Source organism: Curtobacterium sp. 9128 (genome assembly GCF_007673775.1).
Classification (GTDB): domain Bacteria; phylum Actinomycetota; class Actinomycetes; order Actinomycetales; family Microbacteriaceae; genus Curtobacterium.
In genome coordinates, this window is record NZ_VEAF01000008.1 from 74,269 (window position 1) to 93,572 (window position 19,304).

At 72.7% G+C, this 19,304-nt stretch carries 17 protein-coding genes; 6 read left to right on the forward strand and 11 right to left on the reverse strand.

Features of this window, described 5'->3' with window-relative positions; all coding sequences use genetic code 11:
* Positions 1–41: 41 nt before the first annotated feature.
* Complete coding sequence (locus tag FS641_RS16410) at positions 42–1,292, reverse strand: MFS transporter (RefSeq protein ID WP_144765780.1); 1,251 nt, start codon at positions 1,290–1,292, stop codon at positions 42–44.
* A gap of 76 nt (positions 1,293–1,368) precedes the next feature.
* Between FS641_RS16410 and FS641_RS16415 the strand changes: the two genes are divergently transcribed.
* From FS641_RS16415 to FS641_RS16425, 3 genes are all read left to right on the forward strand, one after another.
* Positions 1,369–1,827, forward strand: coding sequence for a MarR family winged helix-turn-helix transcriptional regulator (locus FS641_RS16415; RefSeq protein ID WP_186317810.1), 459 nt, complete (start codon positions 1,369–1,371; stop codon positions 1,825–1,827).
* 90 nt (positions 1,828–1,917) lie between these two features.
* A complete protein-coding gene (locus FS641_RS16420; protein ID WP_144765782.1) occupies positions 1,918–2,340 on the forward strand; it encodes an organic hydroperoxide resistance protein in 423 nt (140 codons plus the stop codon).
* A 27-nt stretch (positions 2,341–2,367) separates the two neighbouring features.
* A complete protein-coding gene (locus tag FS641_RS16425; protein ID WP_144766014.1) occupies positions 2,368–3,342 on the forward strand; it encodes a zinc-binding dehydrogenase in 975 nt (324 codons plus the stop codon).
* Positions 3,343–3,447: 105 nt separating this feature from the next.
* Here FS641_RS16425 and FS641_RS16430 read toward each other — a convergent pair whose 3' ends face one another.
* From FS641_RS16430 to FS641_RS16465, 8 genes are all read right to left on the reverse strand, one after another.
* Positions 3,448–5,220, reverse strand: coding sequence for a chloride channel protein (locus tag FS641_RS16430; RefSeq protein ID WP_222122119.1), 1,773 nt, complete (start codon positions 5,218–5,220; stop codon positions 3,448–3,450).
* Between the two features lie 70 nt (positions 5,221–5,290).
* On the reverse strand, positions 5,291–5,755 hold the full coding sequence (locus FS641_RS16435; RefSeq protein ID WP_144765784.1) for a MarR family winged helix-turn-helix transcriptional regulator: 465 nt from the start codon (positions 5,753–5,755) through the stop codon (positions 5,291–5,293).
* Positions 5,756–5,812: 57 nt separating this feature from the next.
* Positions 5,813–7,276, reverse strand: a complete 1,464-nt coding sequence (locus tag FS641_RS16440) for a sugar porter family MFS transporter (RefSeq protein ID WP_144765786.1) — start codon at positions 7,274–7,276, stop codon at positions 5,813–5,815.
* 99 nt (positions 7,277–7,375) lie between these two features.
* Complete coding sequence (locus FS641_RS16445) at positions 7,376–7,873, reverse strand: hypothetical protein (RefSeq protein ID WP_144765788.1); 498 nt, start codon at positions 7,871–7,873, stop codon at positions 7,376–7,378.
* Between the two features lie 38 nt (positions 7,874–7,911).
* Positions 7,912–8,817 (reverse strand): NmrA family NAD(P)-binding protein, encoded by a 906-nt coding sequence (locus tag FS641_RS16450; RefSeq protein ID WP_144765790.1) that lies wholly within the window; start codon positions 8,815–8,817, stop codon positions 7,912–7,914.
* Between the two features lie 34 nt (positions 8,818–8,851).
* Complete coding sequence (locus FS641_RS16455) at positions 8,852–9,814, reverse strand: NAD(P)-dependent oxidoreductase (protein ID WP_144765792.1); 963 nt, start codon at positions 9,812–9,814, stop codon at positions 8,852–8,854.
* Positions 9,811–12,510, reverse strand: a complete 2,700-nt coding sequence (locus tag FS641_RS16460) for an alpha/beta fold hydrolase (RefSeq protein WP_260855890.1) — start codon at positions 12,508–12,510, stop codon at positions 9,811–9,813. Before FS641_RS16460 ends, FS641_RS16455 begins: the two co-directional genes overlap by 4 nt.
* Positions 12,507–13,580: a 3-oxoacyl-ACP synthase III gene (locus FS641_RS16465; RefSeq protein ID WP_144766020.1), complete on the reverse strand. Its 1,074-nt coding sequence runs from the start codon at positions 13,578–13,580 to the stop codon at positions 12,507–12,509. The genes FS641_RS16460 and FS641_RS16465 overlap by 4 nt, the downstream gene beginning before the upstream one ends.
* Positions 13,581–13,740: 160 nt before the next feature.
* On the opposite strand from FS641_RS16465, the gene FS641_RS16470 reads away from it, so the two are divergent.
* Positions 13,741–14,661 carry a LysM domain-containing protein gene (locus tag FS641_RS16470; RefSeq protein WP_260855891.1) on the forward strand — a complete coding sequence of 307 codons (921 nt, stop codon included), beginning with the start codon at positions 13,741–13,743 and terminating at the stop codon, positions 14,659–14,661.
* 330 nt (positions 14,662–14,991) lie between these two features.
* Here the strand turns inward: FS641_RS16470 and pgi are convergent, their stop codons facing one another.
* Positions 14,992–16,710, reverse strand: coding sequence for a glucose-6-phosphate isomerase (gene pgi, locus FS641_RS16475; protein ID WP_144765794.1), 1,719 nt, complete (start codon positions 16,708–16,710; stop codon positions 14,992–14,994).
* Positions 16,711–16,891: 181 nt separating this feature from the next.
* Entirely contained in the window at positions 16,892–17,881 is a 990-nt protein-coding gene (locus tag FS641_RS16480; RefSeq protein WP_144765796.1) for a nitronate monooxygenase, read from the reverse strand.
* 103 nt (positions 17,882–17,984) lie between these two features.
* Here FS641_RS16480 and FS641_RS16485 point away from each other — a divergent pair, with 103 nt between their 5' ends.
* Positions 17,985–18,527: an RNA polymerase sigma factor gene (locus FS641_RS16485; RefSeq protein ID WP_260855892.1), complete on the forward strand. Its 543-nt coding sequence runs from the start codon at positions 17,985–17,987 to the stop codon at positions 18,525–18,527.
* Positions 18,517–19,248 (forward strand): hypothetical protein, encoded by a 732-nt coding sequence (locus tag FS641_RS16490; protein WP_144765798.1) that lies wholly within the window; start codon positions 18,517–18,519, stop codon positions 19,246–19,248. The genes FS641_RS16485 and FS641_RS16490 overlap by 11 nt, the downstream gene beginning before the upstream one ends.
* Positions 19,249–19,304 lie beyond the last annotated feature (56 nt).

Here is a 19,304-nt window from a genome sequence, read left to right on the forward strand (position 1 = left end):
CAGCACGGTGCGAGGCTGCGCGGACCGGACGGGGAGCAGGCTCAGGCGCGCCGACTCCGACGCCGCCCGGCCGCCCCGATCACGACGGCGACCACCACTGCCCCGAGGACGAGCGCCGCCCCGCCGATCCAGACCGCCGTCCCGACGCCGAGCGCTGCGCCGAGCACGGCGAGCGTCACCCCGTTGCCGGTACGGAGGCCGCTGCCGAACATGTTGTAGACCCCGACGACCCGCCCGCGCTGCTCCACCGGCGCGCGGAGCTGCACGACCGCCTGCCCGATCGACGTGCTCGCCAGGTTCGCCACCCCGCCGACGAACAGCACGACCACGGCCACCGCGAAGCTGCCGGTCAGGGCGACGGCAGCCGTCGTGACACCGAAGAGGACCGTCGTCACGATGACGACCCGGGTGTTCGGCTTGAGGGCTCCGGTGGCCTCGAGCAGGAACCCGCCGAGGACCCCGCCGGCGCCGTTCGCGAACAGGAGCACGCCGTACCCGAGTCCGGCGCTCCCCGCACCGAGCGCGTCCGCGAACGACGGGATCGACACCTGCAGGGAACCGCCGACGCAGAGGGCGACGAGTCCCGCCAGCACGATCATCGCGACGAGCACCCGGTCGTTCCCGACCTGGCGCAGGGTGCGGAAGCCGTCCAGGATCGTCAGCCGGGCACGCTGGACGTACCCGTCGCGGGTGTGACCGGTGTACGGCGTCCGCAGCATCACGAGCGTCATCGGCAGGTAGAACAGGACGTTCGCCAGGATGCCCCAGGTCGGGCCGAGGCCGAGCAGGAGCGCCGAGCCGACCACCGGCCCGGCGAGGATGCCGAGGCTCCGGAAGGTGGCGTTCATCCGCACCGCGCCGGGGAGCTCCGCCGGCTCGGCGAAGTCGTGCAGGAGGAGCTGTTCCGCCGGTGCCCAGAGCGCGCCGGCGCAGCCGTGCAGGACGAGGAGCACGCACGCCTCCCAGACCTGGAGCGTGCCGGTGAGGAACAGGACGCCCCAGCAGACGGACACGAGCATGAACAGGCCCTGGGCGATCTGGATCAGACGACGGCAGTCGTACTTCTCCGCGAGGCCGCCGAACCACACCGACAGCAGCAGGAACGGCAGCCAGTGGCTGATGACCTCGAAGCCGACGAGCGCCGGCGAGTGGAACTCCTGCCAGAGCACCCAGTAGGTGATCACGTGCTCGATGTTGTCGCCCATCATCGACAGCCCCGCGGTGAACAGGTAGGGGCGCGAGTGTCGGTCACGGAGCGCCGCGAACCGACGCGGGGCGACGACGGAGGTCATTCCGGAACGGTACCAAGTGCGGCGTTCGCGCTGCGATTGGGTTGTGCACAACTCGGTTGCGTGCAATGCTTGCTCCATGCCGGTGACCGACGAGATGGTGTGCTTCTCCCTCTACGCGGCGACCCGTGCGACGACGAGCGCCTACCGCACGATGCTCGAGCCGTGGGGTCTGACCTACCCGCAGTACCTCGTCCTCGTGACCCTGTGGGTGGAGGGCGACCAGACCGTCTCGACGCTCGGCGAGCACCTGCAGCTCGACTCCGGGACGCTGTCCCCGCTGCTCCGCCGCATGGAGCAGTCCGACCTGGTGCGCCGGGAACGCCGGAGCACCGACGAGCGTGTCGTCACCGTGACGACCGGCGACCGCGGACGGGCGCTCCGCGCGGAGCTCGCCGACATCCCCGGGCGCATCGCCCGCGGCACCGGGCTCCCCGACGAGCAGTCCGCCGCCGACCTCATCGCCACGCTGCGGCGGCTCACCGAGACCATGCACGCGGCCGCCGGCAGTCCCGCGCCGGCCGACGTCTCGCGCTGACCGACGTTCCACGCGCTCTGCAGCGCGTGGAGTGTCGGACAGCGCGAACCATCGCAAGCAAGCGAACCCCCACGAAGGAAGGAACACCCCATGGAAGCCCTCTACACCGCCGAGGCCCTGTCCACGGGCGCCGGCCGCAACGGCCGCGTCGCCACGAGTGACGGCTCGTTCGAGCTCGACCTCGCGATCCCGAAGGAGATGGGCGGCCCCGGGGGCGCCACGAACCCCGAGCAGCTGTTCGCCGCCGGGTACGCCGCGTGCTTCCACTCCGCACTGCAGGGCGTCGCCCGGGCGAAGAAGGTCAAGATCGACGAGTCCTCGGTCGGTGGCCGCGTCCAGATCGGCCCGAACGGCGAGGGCGGCTACCAGCTGGCCGTGCTGCTCGAGGTCGTCCTGCCCGGCATCGAGCACGACGAGGCCCAGGCCCTCGCCGACGCCGCTCACCAGGTGTGCCCGTACTCGAACGCGACGCGCGGCAACATCGACGTCACCATCACCGTCTCGGAGGACTGACCCGTGAGCGACACCACCCCCACCACCATGCGCGCCGTGGTCCACGACACCTTCGCCGAGCCCGCCGAGGTCCTGCACGTCGAGCAGCGCCCGGTCCCCACCCCGGCCGCCGGCGAAGTCCTCGTCCGCACGGTGCTCTCCCCGATCCACAACCACGACCTCTGGACGGTGCGCGGGACCTACGGCTTCAAGCCGGAGCTGCCCGCAGCGAGCGGCACCGAGGCCCTCGGCGTCGTCGAGGCGCTCGGCGAGGGCGTCACGGAACTGCAGGTCGGCCAGCGCGTCGCCGGCGGCGCCTTCGGCGTCTGGGCCGAGTACTACACCGCCAAGGCCGCCGGGCTCGTCCCGGTCCCCGACGCGATGACCGACGAGGCCGCCGCACAGCTCGTCTCGATGCCGTTCAGCGCGATCAGCCTGCTGCACTCGCTCGACCTGCACGAGGGCGACTGGATCGTCCAGAACGCCGCGAACGGCGCGGTCGGCCGCATGGTCGCCCAGCTCGGCGCGGCTCGCGGGATCAACGTCATCGGCCTGGTGCGCCGCGCCGCCGGTGTCGAGGAACTCCGCGGTCAGGGCATCGAGCGCGTGGTCGCCACCGACGCGGACGACTGGAAGGACCAGGTCGCCGCACTCACCGGCGGTGCGCCGATCGTCGCCGGTGTGGAGTCGGTCGGCGGGAAGGCCGCCGGCGACATCGCCTCGGTCCTCGGCGAGGACGCCACGCTCGTCGTCTTCGGCGCGATGGCCTCCCCGACCCTCGAGATCCCGTCCGGCAAGGTCATCTTCGGCCAGCTCACGGTCAAGGGCTTCTGGGGCAGCGTCGTCTCGCGCACGATGCCGGCCGAGACGAAGCAGCAGCTGTTCGGCGAGCTCATCACCCGGGTGCTCGACGGGTCGCTGACGCTCCCCGTGTCGGAGACGTTCGCGTTCGAGGACGTCCAGGACGCGGTCCGCGCCTCGGACACCGCCGGCCGGATCGGCAAGGTCCTGCTCCGTCCCTGACGCACCACCTGCATGCCGGGAGGCCCGGTGCCAGCTGGCACCGTGCCTCCCGGCATGTGGTCCTCACGTCCGGAGGCACCCTGCGGTCGGTCGCGGAGGCGCCGGTCAGACGGCGGCCGGCACCAGGGCCCGGAGCACGTCAGCCTGCCCGAGCCAGCCGACGGGCCGGCCCGCCGCGTCGACCACGGGCAGCCCCGCCGTCTCCGTCGCGTCGACGACGTCGGTGAGGACGTCCTCGAGGTCCGCCGACTCCGGCACGGGGTCGGTCTCGGCGACCACGTCGAGGACGGATCTCGACGCGAAGTCCGTGTCACCGAGCACCGCGTCCCCGACGGACCGTGCCGACACCACCCCGACGAAGCGCCCGTCGCCGTCGACGACCGTGACCGCCGTCCCGCCGCTGTCCTCGAGCGCCTCGAGCGCACGCGACGCCGGCGCCTCGGTCGTCAGCACCGTCCCGAGCGGCCGAGCGGACATCCCCGCCGTCCGTCCCGACGAGCGTGCGGGTGCGACGGCGGAGTCCGTCAGGTCGACCCCGCGCCGACTGAGCTTCAGCGTGTAGATCGTGTCGCGGGAGAGCACCTTGGACACGGCGGTGGCGATCACGATCGCGACGAACACCGGCAGGATCAGGGCCTGGTCACCGGTCAGCTCGAAGAGCATGATGCCCGCGGTGATCGGGGCCCGGGTCGACCCGGCGAAGACCGCTCCCATGCCGACCACGGCGAACGCCCCGACCTGCCCGCGCATCGACGGGTCGACCATCGCGACGACCTCGCCGAACCCGGCGCCGGTCATCGCGCCGACGAAGAGCGACGGCGCGAAGACGCCGCCGGACCCGCCGATGCCGAGGGTCAGCGACGTCGCGAGGACCTTCCCGACGACGAGCACGGCCAGGAACCCGATCGCGTACTCCCCGCCGACGCCGCGCTCGAGCACCGGGTACCCCACGCCGTACATCTGCGGCAGGACGAGGAGCAGCGCACCGAGCAGCAGTCCCCCGGCGACCGGGCGCAGCCACTCCGGGCCGCGGGTGGCCTTCCAGAGCACGTCGCAGAGGTCCTCGATCAGGTACAGCACGCGGGTGAAGCCGATGCCGACCGCACCGGCGAGGAGGCCGAGCAGGGCGAACAGCAGGTACTCGGGCGCCGTGATCGACCCGATCGCGGGCAGGTGCAGGAACGCGGTGTCCCCGAAGGCCGCTCGGCCGATGAGCGCCGCCGTGACGCTCGCGATGACGACCGCGCCGAACGACGTCGGCGTGAAGTCGCGGAGCAGGAGCTCGAGCGCGAAGAAGACCCCGGCGACGGGGGCGTTGAACGTCGCCGAGATGCCGCCGGCCGCGCCGCACGCCACGAGCGTCTTCAGCCGCACCTCCGGCATCCGCATCCACCGCCCGATCGTGGACCCGAGCGCCGACCCGATCTGGATGATCGGACCCTCCCGCCCGACCGAGCCGCCCGCACCGATGCAGATCGCGCTCGCCAGCGCCTTCACGACCGCGACGCTCCCCCGGATCCGACCGCCGCTGCGCGCCACCGCGAACATCACCTCGGGGACGCCGTGCCCCCGGGCCTCACGCGCGAAGCGCTGGATGAGCGGCCCGTAGAGCAACCCACCGACGGCGGGCGCGAGGACGACGAAGCCGGCGCCGAGCCACGGGACCCAGGGGTTCGCCGGGTGCCCGTGCGTCGCTGAGTAGTCCGCGTGCCCGCTGAAGACCCACGTGGCGTGCTCGATGAGCCAACGGAACACCACGGCGGCGGCACCCGCCCCAGCCCCGACCACGAGTGCCGGGAGCGCCAGGCGGACGGCGGCTCCGCCGAAGCGCGTGCCGGCGCGGTGCAGGTGGGGTCGGGTGGTGGCGGGAGCGGACACGGTCCTCCTCGGTCGATTGCATGGACACAATGATTGTACTCATGCAATCGACGGGACGGGCTGACCGGGTTCAGCCACCGAAGCCGGAGATCTCCTCGGGGAGCGGCTCCCCCATCGCGCGGCGGAGGGCGCCCATGCCGGTGACGACGGCCGCACGCTCCGCCTCCGGGACGCGGAGCAGGACCGTGGCCAGCTCCTGCCGACGCCGCTCGGTGACCTCGGCGACGAGGTCCCATCCCCGCTGTGTCGCGGCGATGAGGACCTCGCGACGGCTCTCCTCCCCGGGACGTCGCTCCACCCACCCGCCGGCGACCAGCCGGTCGACGTTGCGGGTCAGCGTGGACGGCCCCACCGCCAGGCGTTCCGCGAGGTCGCCCGACCGCGTCGGACCGAGCGTCACGACCAGGACGATCAGCCGGAACTGCGGGACGGTGACGTCCTCGAGCGCGGGCGCCATCGACCGGGCGACGACACCGAGGAGCCCTCGGGACGCAGCGAGCAGTTCATCGGTCCCTTCGGGGACGGAGTCGGTCATGCACCCATCTTCGCAGCCTCGGACCGAGCGTCGCCGCTCGCGTCGTCGCCCGCGGTGCTACCGACCCGACGTCCGGCGCCCCGATCGGTCCACCGTGAAGACGTCCCCGGTCGTGACACCGGCCTCGACCTCTTCGAGGGTGCGTCCGCGGCTCTCCGGCACGAACCGCCAGATGAAGGCGAGGGCGACGAGGCCGACGACGCCGAAGCCGAAGAAGGTGCCGGTGATGCCCGTGGCGGCGACGATCGTCGGGAACCACAGCCCGAGGAACGCGTTCGCGGTCCAGAGGCAGAACACCGCGATGCCCATGCCGAGCGCGCGGATCTGCGTCGGGAAGATCTCCGACAGGACCACCCACGTGGCGATGTTGAGGAACGTCTGCATCGACCCGACGAACGCCACGACGAGGAACAGGATCACCCAGGGTCTCGCGGGGTTGCCGGTCGGCAGCGTGACCGACGCGATGCCGATCAGGAAGTGGCACACGGTCGTGAGCGAGTAGCCGAGGACGAGCGTGGTCCGGCGGTTGATCCGCTCCATGTTGGCGATCGCGATCACGCCACCGACCACCGCGATCACACCGGGGGCGATGTTGGCGATGAGGGCTGCCGACTGCTCGAACCCCGACTCGGTGAGGACGGTCTGGCCGTAGTACATGATCGAGTTGATGCCGGTCAGCTGCTGGGCGACGCCGATGCCCGCACCGACGAGCACGATCCGGATCAACCACCGGTTGCCGAGCAGGACGCGCCAGCCGCGATCCCTCGACCCCTGCGCCTCGCGATCCCGGGTGCGGGTGATGTCCGCGAGCTCGGCGCTCGCGCGCTCCGGCGACCGGATCTGGCCGAGGACCGCGAGCGCCTCGTCGTCCCGCCCCCTCGAGGCCAACCACCGCGGCGACTCCGGGACCCGCAGCATGCCGACGAAGAGCGCGACGGCGGGGAGTGCACAGACGGCGAGCATCACACGCCACACCCCGTGCCCCTCGCCCCAGAGACTGCCGATGACGGCGTTCACCACGAACGCGGCGAGCTGCCCGATCACGATCATCAGCTCGTTGCGCCCGGACAACGACCCACGGATCTCGTACGGGGCGAGTTCGGCGAGGAAGACCGGCACGACCGTGGACGCCCCGCCGACGGCGAGCCCGAGCAGCACCCGGCCCACCACGATCACGCCGAACGTCGGCGCCGCCACGCACACGACCGTGCCGACGAAGAACGTGACGGCGAGCACGATGATCGTCCGCCGCCGACCCCATCCGTCGGCGATGCGCCCGCCGAGCATCGCCCCGACCGCGGCACCGAAGAGGAGCGAGCTGGTGACGACCCCCTCGGTGAGGGTCGTCAGCCCGAGCTCCTGGCGCATGGGGAGGAGCGCACCGTTGATCACGCCGGTGTCGTAGCCGAAGAGCAGTCCGCCGAAGGTGGCGACCAGTGCGAGGACACCGAGCCGCCGGCGGTGCGGGCCCGTGCCGAGGGGCGGGAGCGTGTTCGTCACAGTCGGTCTGATGTCGACCATCGAGACTCCTTCGTCAGTGATCGTGCGCCGTCGCTGGGTCGATGGTAGACCCGGACTTTGTCCTGTCAACCAGACATGTACATTCCTGTGGAGACGTGTTCACACGTCGTCGCGCGGCCCCTGCTCGCCGAGGACGTCACTGAGCGAGGACATCTCGGCGCCGTGGTCGGTGTAGCGCCGGACCGTCCGTCGGGCAGCCGCTCGGGCCGCCCCGGAGAGCGCCTGGTTCCGTCGGGCGGCGTCCGCGACGCGTCCGGCGTGCCCGGCGGTCGAGAGCAGGACGTTCGCCAGCGCGCGACCGGCCCCGGGGTCCGGGACTCCGGCGATCGACCACGCCGACCGCACCTGCTCGTCCGGGGTCACCCCGCGCCGGGTGCCCATCCGGTGCCAGTCGGACAGTGCGCCCTCGGTCCGGTCGGCCGCACGGTCGGCCTCGGCCGCGCGGGCACGTTCGCGGTCGCGGTCCGAGCTGCCCGGCTGGGGGGCGTCGGCGACGGACTCGGCCCTGGCACGTGCCGCGGTGGCGTCGCCGCCGGCCTCGGCGATCCGAGCGGCGTGTGCGGCCGCGGCTGCTGCGAGGATCTCCGACCTGTCCATGGGACGACGGTACCCCGCCGTGCCGACACCGCCGACCGTCAGGCCGCGGTCACGCCCAGGTGCTCGGCGAGGACGTCCTGCGCCGTGGTCCACTCGTGGCCGAACGGCGAGTTGTCGACGTGCCGCAGCTCGCCCTCGCCGCTGAACATCGTCACGAAGTACTGCATCCCCTGCCAGGCGGGGAACGGCTCGTCGGAGTTCTTGCTGACACGTCGCCCGACGCGGGCCATGGCGGAGAGGGTCCCCGTCGTGCCGGCCCACTGCAGACGGAACGGCGTCCCCGTCAGCCGCGACATCGTCTCGGCGATGCTCCGCGCGGTGACCCGGTCGCCGGCCACCTCGACCACCCGCGGGGCGGCCGGGTCGATCGCGACCTGCGCCGTCACCCTGGCGGTGTCGTCCTTCGTCGTGAAGTCGAGGACCTGGTCGGCGGACGACCAGAACAGCACCCGCTGCCGGTCGAACAGGATCATCGGTGCCTGGCCCGTGAGCATGTCCGTGAACGCCCCGTTGAGCACCGACGTACCGCGGATCCAGGCGGCGTCGAGGTCCGCGGCGAACTCGCGACGGAGTTCGAAGTTCCGGTTGGTGCCCGGTGTGGTGCGTCGGTAGTCGGCCGAGTAGTCGGAGGGGATGAACCGTTCGACGCCGGCGTCCACGGCCGCGGCGAGGAGCGCCCGTTGCGCGTCGACGATCACCGACCGGGTCCCGCTCACCGCGGAGACGACCACCTCGACACCGGTCAGCGCGGACCGGAGCGCGGTGTCGTCGGTGTACGAGGCCGTGACGACCTCGATCCGGTCCGTGCCGCCGAAGCGGTCGACGGCGGTGGTGCTCCCGGGGCGGGTGAGCACGCGGACGGTGGTGTCGTGCGTCAGGAGCTCACGGACGATGCGCCCGCCGAGGTCTCCGGTGGCACCTGCGACGAGGACGGTGGTGGTCATGTCCTCGACAGTACGGACGCGCCCGGGAACCCGTTCAGCCGGCCAGTCGCGCGAGGCCCTCGTCGATGGACACCGTCGGCGCCCAGCGCAGGTCCCGACGGGTGCGCCGCTGGTCGAACCAGTGCGCGGTCGACAGCTGTTCGGCGAGGAACCGGGTCATCGGCGGCTCGTCGACACCGGGTCGGACGCGCCAGACGGCCTCGACGAGCGACCCGGCCACGCGGGCGAGGCCGGCGGGGACGTGCAGGCGGGGCGTCGGCACGCCGGACGCCCGGCAGATCCCGTCGAGCAGGTCGGCGACGGGGCGTGGTTCCCCGTTCGTGACGACGTACGCGTTCCCGTGCACGGCGTCGTCGGCCGCACGCTCCAGCGCGGCGACCATCGCCGACGCGGCGTTGTCCACGTAGCAGGAGTCGATGAGCGCCGCACCCGAGTCGAGCAGTGGCAGACGTCCCCGCCGGGCACGGTCGACGATGCGCCCGACGAGCTGCGTGTCGCCCGGCCCCCACACCAGGTGCGGCCGGACGGCGACCACGGCGAAGCCCGGCGCGTCCGCGGCGAGCGCCAGGAGCTCCGCGGCGGCCTTCGTCCTGGCGTAGTCCCCGCGCGCCCCCTCGGGGGACGCGGGCGTGGCGTCGGCGCCGACGAGCGACGTCCCGGTGTGCGCCACGGACGGGGAGGACACGTCGACGAAGCGCGCGACCCCCGCGGCGCGTGCGGCGTCGACGAGCGTGCGGGTCCCGGCGACGTTCACCCGGGTGAAGTCGGCGGGGTCACCGGCCAGGGACACCTTGGCGGCGAGGTGCACGACGGCCTCCACGCCCTCCACCGCGCGGGTGACCGCGTCGGGGTCGGTCATCGTCCCGAGGACGTCCCGTGCGCCGGGGACGCCGGACGGCCGCCGCTGGAAGGTGACGACGTCGTGGCCGGCGTCGCGCACCGCGGCGGCCGTCCGAGCGCCGAGGAAGCCGCTGGCCCCGGTGACCAGGACCCTCACGGGCGGACCATCCGGCCGCCGCCGAGCACGGACGTGGCCCATCGGGCGAGGCGGGAGCGATCGACCTTGGAGTTGTGCCGGATGTCGGTCGGCAGCACCGGCACGACGAGGACCGCCGCAACGGGGACGCCCGCGGCGCGGCGGACCGCGGCTGCGAGCGACGACGGCGCCAGACCCGGACGCCGCGTCGGCGGGACGGTCTCGACGACGGCGACGACCTGCTGCGTCCCCGCCGGTCCGACACCCGCGACCCCGGCACGGCCGACGCCGGGCACCGCCTCGATGCGCTGTTCCGGGCCGACCGGCGTCTGGACCCCGGACGGCGTGGTCATGACGTGCTGGAGCCGGCCCTCGACCCAGAGCCGCCCTGTCGCGTCGAGGTGTCCGACGTCACCGGTGCGGTGCGCGCGGGCGTGGTCGAGTCCGAGCCGCGAGGCACGGTTCGTCCGCCAGAGCCGGTCGTAGTGGTCGCGGACGTGCGGCGCGACGACGACGACCTCGCCGGTGACCTCCGGTTCGTCGGTGAGCGCTCCGGTCGGGGCACCGGACGCCGACAGCGGGGCGACGCGGACGGTGACCCCGGCGGCCGGGCGGCCCACGCACACACCGCCTGCCGCACCCCCGGCCGACGCCGCGTCGCGGATGCCGTCGAGGTCCACGTCGGTCATGAGCAGGCCCTCGGTCATGCCGTAGGGCGTGTGCGCACTCGCGTTCGGCATGAGCTCGGTGGCAGCGGACAGGAGCGCGGCCGACACGGGCGCCCCGGCGGACAGGAACAGCCGTACCCGGCCGAGCGCCGCACGGTCGTCGTCGCCGAGCGCGGAGGCGGTCGCCACGACGTTCGCGATCGCCGCCGGCGACAGGAACACCACGGTGGCGTCGGCGGCGGCGACCGAGTCGGCCACGGCCTTCGCGGTGAGCGTCCGGGGTGCGGTGACGTCCATGTCGGGTGCGACCGACCGGGCACCGAGTGCCGGTCCGAGCAGGGCGAACGGCGCGAACCCGGCGACGAGGCCGGTCCCGACACCCACGTCGTACTGCGCGGCGAGCACGTCGCGCACGGCGCCGAGCTGTCCGTGCGTGTACACGACGCCCTTGGCAGGACCCGTCGACCCGGAGGTGAAGAGCACGGCCGCGGGCACGTCGGACGACGGTGCGGCGGGCAGGGTCGCCCCGGCGGCGAGACGGCGGGCACCGCGCCGGGCGACGCCGGCGAGCGTGTGCTCCACCCGGAGTGCGGCGCGTGCCGGCGCGGGGAGCGCGAGGGTCCCGATGCGGCGACCGGGCCACCCGAGGGCGCGGGCCGCGGCGAGACCGGGGAGCGCGCCGATGACCCAGTCGGGCCGTGCGCCCTTCACCGCGCGGGTGAGCCCCCGGAGCCCCAGGCCGGCGTCGGCGACCACGACGGTCGCACCGATGCGGATGCAGGCGTACAGCGCCGCGGTGAGGTCCGCGCCGGGGGTGACGAGCAACGACACACGGTCACCCGCACGGACGCCGACGTCGACCAGGCCAGCGGCGACCTCGTCGATCCGCCGGGCGAGGAGTCGCCAGCTGATCGTGCGGACGCCGCCGCCGGGGGCGGCCATCTCGACGAGGGCCGGGTCGTCGGACTCCCGCAGCTCGTCCAGCGCGGCCCAGAGCGGTCGCGGTGCGTCCGCCTCCGTTCCGGCCGGGAGGCCGCGCTCGGCTCCGGCGGGCACGTGGCCGTCCGGCAGCCGGTCGCCCAGCCAGTCGAACACCGTCCCGGCGACGTCGGCGTCCTCCGGCAGCAGGTGGCCGGCACCCTCGAAGCGGTGGACGTCCGCGTGCGGCAGACGCCCGGCCAGGTCGTCGAGGTAGCGCTCGAGGAACACCGGGTCGCGTGGGCCCCAGAGCAGCAGCGCCGGGACGTCGAGCGCGGCGACCCCGGCGGCGATGCGGTCGAGCTCCGGGGCGCTGTCGTGCCGGGCGTCGACGGGGATGTCCGCCACGAAGCCGCCGATCCCGCCGCGACGGTGCGCACCGCGGTACGGCGCGCGGAAGGCGTCGGCGACGGGCCGGTCGAGCTTCGGGTGTGCGATCGCCAGCGTCGTCTCGAGGAACGCCGGGGTGTGCACCGTCGCACGCCCGAGCAGGCCCGGACGGAGCGCGAGCCGGAGCGGTGCCGGGATGGGTGCGTCGTCGGGCTGGTGCACGGCGGTGTTGCACGTCGTCACGCCCACCACGAGGTCGGGGTGGTCGACGGCCCAGCCGAGCGACACCACGCCGCCCCAGTCGTGCCCGAGGGTCACCACGGGTCCGGTGAGACCGAGTTCGTCGGTCAGGGCGCCGAGGTCCGCGACGCGCTGAGGCAGTCCCCGCTGCAGTCCGGTGCGCTCCGAGAAGCCCATGTCGAGCTGGTCGACGGCGACCACGCGCCACGCGGGACCGCCGGTTGCCGCGACCTCGAGCGAGGTGCGCAGCACCGACCGCCACAGGTACGACCACGTCGGGTTGCCGTGCACGCACAGGAGCGTGCCGACGGGTTCCACGTCGAGTGCGGCCAGGGAACCGGCCGTGTCGAGGAGGTGCCAGGTGCGCGCGGCGCTGTCCGTCCCTCCAGGCACGGGCGGGACCGTGACCAGACGCGACCACGCCGGGTCGAGTCCGGGCAGGGAGGGCGGCTGCGTCGCCGGAGCGGTGCTCGCGGCGACGCGGGGCAACCCGGCTGTCACCAGCGGAGTTCCATCATCGCCGTGTTGATGCCGGAGCCGACGCCACCGAGGAAGACGCGGTCACCGGGGCGGATCCGGCCGCCAGCGACCTCGTCCGCCAGCGTGATCGGGATGGACGCGGGGCCGACGTTGCCGAAGCGCTGGTAGGTGGTGGGGACCTTGTCGCGCGGGACGCCGATGGCCTCGACGAAGGCGTTCGTGTGGACGTCGGACACCTGGTGCAGGACGTAGCGGTCCATGTCGGCCCAGTCGAAGTGCGAGCGCGCCTCGTTCCAGGCGGCGACGACGAGCTCCATGCCGCCCTTCAGCAGCATCTTGGCGTCGGTGAACATGCCGTCGACGCTGCCGACGCAGAGGTCGTACCACTGGGTCGCCGCACGGGTGACGCCGCCGACGATCCGGTGACCGCCCGGGTGCATGTCCGCCGGGCCGAGGACGGCCGCCGCCGCACCGGAGCCGAGCGTCAGGCTGGCGAACTCGCTCATGAAGTCCTTGCGGTTCCGGCCACCCTGGTTGAGCCGGTCGATCGTGTTGAGCTGGACCTGGTCGGCGTCCTCGCCGTCGACCACCAGCGCGTACTTGATCTGGCCGGAGTCGATCATGCCCGCGGCGACGCTCATGGCGTTGACGAAGCCCAGGCAGGCGTTCGCGATGTCGAAGTTGATCGCGGACGACGGCAGACCGAGCCCGTGGTGCAGCCGCACGGCGACGCTCGGCTCCAGGTGGGGACGGGTCACGGAGGTGTTGATCAGCAGGCCGACGTCCTGCGGCTGGATCCCGGCCTCGGCCATGGCCCGGCGACCGGCGTCGATCGCGGCGTCCTGGAAGGTCTGCCCCTCGCCCCAGTTGCGACGCTCCTTGACGCCGGCGACCCGTTCGAGCAGGCCCATCGGGAGGCGCAGGCGTCGGAGCACCCCGCGCAGGCGCTCCTCGATGTCCGCGGAGGTCGTCACGCGGTCGGCGACGGTGGTCGCGACCGAGAGCAGGGCGACGTTGTCGTGCCTGGCTGTCGCGTTGCCCGGCCGTTCGGGTTCGCTGTTCGTCGCCTGGTCGACCGGTCGGTCCGTCATGATCGTCACCGATACATACTTCCGCATCTGGGCTGGATGCGCGATCCGGATGCGCTGAGTGGTGGGGGACGCCCGCCGATGGGCCATCGGACACAGTGTCCCGCGGCGGCCCTCGTGGGGTGACGATCCGTCGGGTACGATCCCGCACCGGAGGGGAAACGTGCACAGCAGCAACAGGAGCGTCGCCGCGATCGGGCTCGCCGTGGTCATGGTGGTGGGTGCCTCCGGGTGTTCCCTGCTCAGGTCCGGCGGTGGAGCGGTCCCGGCCCCGACGAGGTCCGCGTCGGTGTCTCCGTCCGCGTCCCCGACCGCGACGCCCACCGACGACGGCGAGTCGGACGCCGACCTGCTGCGGGAGTCGGCCTCGCCGCGGCCGCCGACACCCGAGCCCTCGCAGGCCGCCGAACCGGCGCCGGAGATCTCCACCATCGCGGCCGGGACGGTCGTCGCCGAGGGGGACGTCGCCTCCCCCAAGGGCAGCGTGCACTTCCACTACAGGGTGGTCGCCGGGCCGGACGACCGCTTCGTGGTGCAGTACTCCGGGTTCACGTCGACGCTGCCGGTGCCGGTGAGTGCCACGTTCCTCGAGGACGCGCCCCGCGTCGGGGACGGGCTGACCTACCACGGCATCGGGGACGACCAGCTCGGCGGAGCGACCACCACGCCCTCGGCAGCCGTGTCCGTGCCGATCGACGCGGCCGGCTACGACCCGTCCTGGCTCGGCGCACTCGTGACGTACTCCTCGGCGAGCGCGGACCCGTCGATCCCGGTCGAGATCGGCCCGGACAAGGTCCTCGCGGTGACGAAGGTGCCGTGGTCGGTGCCGGCACGGACGACGAACGTGCACCCGGTCGACGCCGGTGCACGGCCGAACGCGACGGGGACGGTGTCGGCGACGACGGCCTCCGGGGCGCCGCGGTCCTACGTGGTCGCGCCGGACGACCTCATCGGGGACGTCGCCGCACGGTTCGGGATCACCGTCCAGACACTCATCTGGCTGAACGGCGGCATGCAGGTCTACGGCAAGCAGCAGTACCTGTACCAGGGCACCACGCTCAACCTGGACCCCGTCCGCCGCTGACGTCGAGCGGCCCGCCGGGGTGCCGGACGTGCCGCTCAGCCTGCGGTTCCTCGGATCGTCCGCACGACCGGGAGCACGCCGCACCGCGCGACCGGTCACGACACCCCGCGGGCGTACGGCGAGTGGTCGCGAACAGTCGTCGACATGCTGCGGTTCCGACGTTCCGTGACCACTCGGGGGAACCGAGCGGGGTGTTGTGACCACTCGCGGACGGCTGTTCCGGTTCCGGGACCGGGTCCAGCCCCGCTCGCACGGTTGGCCGCACAAGCGGAAGCAGCCCGCATCGCGTGGGGACGCGATGCGGGCTGCTTCCGGTGGTGTGGTGTCGCGCTACTTCCGGAGCTCGAGGTACTTCGCGATGAGCGCCTTCGTCGAGGAGTCCTGCGACGCGAGCGCGTCCTGGTCGCCGTCGACCGCGGGAGCGATCTGCAGCGCGAGCTGCTTGCCGAGCTCGACACCCCACTGGTCGAACGAGTCGATGCCCCAGATGGTGCCCTCGGTGAAGACGATGTGCTCGTACAGCGCGATGAGCTGACCGACGACGCTCGGGGTGAGCGCCGGCGCCAGGATCGACGTCGACGGCTTGTTGCCCGTGAAGGTACGGGCCGCGACGATCGCCTCGTCCGTGGTGCCCTCGGCCCGGACCTCGTCGGCGGTCTTGCCGAACGCCAGCGCCTTGGTCTGCGCGAAGAAGTTCGCGAGGAACAGGTTGTGGACGTCCTGGCCGGGCTCGACCGCCTTGCCGTCACCGGTCTCGTCCTTGAGCGCGTGCGCCGGGTTCGCGACCGTGATGAAGTCGGCCGGGATCAGGCGCGTGCCCTGGTGGATGAGCTGGTAGAAGGCGTGCTGCCCGTTCGTGCCCGGCTCACCCCAGAAGACCTCGCCGGTGTCCGTCGTGACGGGGGTGCCGTCCCAGCGGACACGCTTGCCGTTCGACTCCATGGTGAGCTGCTGCAGGTACGCGGCGAAACGGTGCAGGTACTGCGTGTAGGGCAGGACCGCGTGGCTCTGGGCACCGAGGAAGTTCGAGTACCAGACGTTGAGCAGGCCCATCAGGACGGGGACGTTCTGCGCGAGCGGCGTGGTGCGCATGTGCTCGTCGATGGCGTGGAACCCGGCGAGGAAGTCCTCCCAGTTGTCCTTGCCGATCGCGATGACGACGCTGGTGCCGATGGCCGAGTCGACCGAGTAGCGGCCGCCCACCCAGTCCCAGAAGCCGAACGCGTTCTCCGGGTCGATGCCGAACGCGGCGACCTTGTCGAGCGCGGTGGACACGGCGACGAAGTGCTTCGCCACGGCGTCGTTCTTGGCGTCGTCGGCCGCCTCGGTCAGGTCGAGCCGCTCCCAGAGCCACTGGCGGGCCAGACGGGCGTTGGTGAGGGTCTCGAGGGTGCCGAAGGTCTTCGACGCGACGATGAAGAGCGTCGTCTCGGGGTCGAGGTCCGCGGTCTTCTCGTAGATGTCGGCGGGGTCGATGTTCGAGACGAAGCGCGCCTCGATGCCGTCCTGCTTGTAGGGCTTGAGCGCCTCGTAGACCATGACGGGGCCGAGGTCCGAGCCACCGATGCCGATGTTCACGACCGTCTCGATGCGCTTGCCGGTGACGCCCTTCCAGGCACCGGAGCGGACCTGCTCGGCGAACGCGTACACCTTGTCGAGCGTGGCGTGCACGTCGGCGTCGACGTCCTGGCCGTCGACGACGAACGGCGCGGCCGGGGTGAGGTCGCCGCTCTTCGGACGACGGAGCGCGGTGTGCAGGACGGCGCGGTCCTCGGTCGGGTTGACGTGCTCGCCGGAGATCATCGCCTGGTACCGCGCGGCGACGCCGGTGTCCTCGGCCAGCTGGAGCAGCGCGTCGAGGATCTCCTTCGTGACGAGGCCCTTCGACAGGTCGACGGTGAGGTCACCGGCCTGGAAGGTGTACTGCTCGGCACGGCCGGGGTCGCTGTCGAACCACCCACGAAGGTCGGGCGAGAAGCCGTCGGCGATGCCGGCGAGGGTCTTCCACGCGTCGGTCGTCGTGGGGTCGACGGGTGCGGTTTCGGTCACTTCGGTCCTCCTGAACGCTGAGTGTGACTGGTCCGCGGACCTCCGCAACGCTGCGACGCGGGCCGCATCCGAGCGTAGTGCTGTCCGCGACCCGGTGCGCACAGGCAGGAGACCGGTGGAAGGCCACCGCAGTCTCGCCGCTGGGGAGGACGGGAGGCACGGCCCGGGTGGCCGGCGCCGCTCACGTGAGCAGGGCCTCCAGGACGTCCGCGACCGGTGCGTCGACCGCCGCCCGCCACGACCGGCCGGCCCACAGGTGCAGCGACTGCGCGTCTCCGGCCGCGGCAGCGGCTGCTCGGAGCGGCTTCGTGAGGTGGTGGAGCGCCGGGTACCCGAGCGGTGCGTCCTCGTGTTCCCGGACGAAGCGGTTCACGAGGGATCGGGCCGGACGCCCGGTGAACGCCCTGGTGAGCGCGGTCCGGTCGAACACCGGGTCGACGAGCGCCTCACGGTGGGTCTGCCCCGTGCCGGCCTCCGGCGTCCGCAGCACCAGCGTCCCCACCATCGCCGCCCCCGCTCCAGCGAGCCGGACGGCTTCGACGTCGGACGCGCTCCCGATCCCGCCGGCGGCGATCACCGGCACCTCCACGGCGCCCGCGACGGAGCGGACGAGGTCGGGCAGCGGCTGCCACAGCGGATCGGCGGCCGGGTCGAGCACCGCGGAGTGGCCGCCGGCGGCCTCACCCTGTACGACGAGGACGTCGACGCCGCGTTCCGCAGCGGCGAGGGCCTCGTCGCGGTTCGTCACCGTCTGCATGGTCACGGTCCCGCGTCTCCGGAACTCCCACACCAGGTCGGCGTCCGGCAGGCCGAACGTGAAGGACACCACCGGCACCGGGTCGTCCAGGAGCAGCGCGACCTTGTCCGCCCAGGCATCGTCGTCCTCGCGCTTGTCGGGCAGCCCGTCGACGCCGAGCGATGCCCGGTAGTGGTCGTAGGCGTCGTCCTCGATGGGCACCGGGTTCGGCGCGAACAGGTTGACTCCGAACCGGTCCGTCGCCGCCCGCACCACGGCGATCTGCGCGGCGAGCTCCTCCGGCGTGCGGTACCCCGCCGCCAGCTGCGCGAAGTGCCCCGACCGGGCGGCGGCGACGACGAGCGCGGGCGTCGACGGTCCGCCGGCCATCGGGGCGACGTGCACGGGGCTGCTGAGCGGTTCGGGGAGGTCCATGACCCCCGATCCTGCACCCGGCGACCATCCCGACACGCCGTGAGGACGACGTCGTGTCAGGTCCGTGTGGTTCCTCGACACTTCTGGGTAGGAGGGGGAATCCGTGACATCCACCGATGACGACGCCGACGCCGCACTCACCCGGCGCATGGCGCTGGGCGACACCGGAGCGCTCGCCGACGCGTTCGACCGGTTCGCGCCCACCCTGACCCGCTACGCATGGGCACTCGCCGACAGCCGCCAGGACGTCGAAGAACTCGTCCAGGACACGATGCTCACCCTCTGGCAGAAGGCCGCCACGATCGACCTGCCCACCGGCACCCTGCTGCCCTGGCTGCTGGTCGTCTGCCGCAACCACGCGCGCAACCAGGCGCGACGCCTGGCGAAGAACGCCGGCGACGAGCTCCCCGCCGACCTGGCCACACCCGACCACCACGACGACGCCCGTGAGCGGCTCCGCTGGGTCCGCGACGAGATCGCCGCACTCCCCGAGACCGACCGTCGGATCTGCGAACTCTGCCTCCTCGACGGCCACACCTACGCCGAAGCCGCCACGATCCTCGGCCTCAGCGTCGGCGCCGTCACCCAACGGGTCTCACGATCCCGCAAGCGAGTCAGGAAGGCGGTGACCAACGATGAACACTGAGCCCCCCACCGGAGACGACCTCCAACAGATGCTCGTCACGATGAAACAGCACGTGCTCACCCGCGCCGAGCTCGACCACCCGACCCCCAGACGCCGCGGACGCCGCGCCGGGATCGTCATCGGCATCATCGCCGTCCTCGGCATCGGCGCCACCAGCGGCGGCGTCGCCCTCGGCATGATCCCGCAGCCCTTCACCGCCGCACCGGCGCCCTCCCCGACCATGACCGAGCCCCCGGAGACCCCGACCAGGTCCTCCGCGCCCGTCGTCAACGAACCGACCACCACACCCACCCCGGAGTCGTCGGCGGGCGTGATCCCGTCCGACTGTCATTCCCTCGTCCCGGCATCGGAGTACGGCCGGCTCTTCGGTGGGACCCCGCTCCAGGACCCGGCCGGGACGGACTTCGGGAACGGGTCGCTCCCGGGGCAGGCGCTGTGGTGCATCTGGCACGATCCGGGCGCTGACGTCAGCGGGATCGACATCAGCCTCGGCACACCGACAGACCAACCGGCGATGGAGCAGCGCCTCGTCGACTCGGGGTACGCCTGCTCCGATCGTGACGGCGGGCGGTTCTGCCAACTGACGACGATGGCGGACCCGTACCCGGTCGAGACCACGGTGACCTACTTCGTCCGGGGGTCGACCTGGGTCCGGATCGGCCAGACGAACGCGCCCACGAACGGGCTGCTCGCGGCGATCGAGCAACAGGTCTGGGGCTGAGAGCACGATGCACCCGCGCGACCTGACCGGCTCTGGGGGGCGGGCAGTGCGCGCGG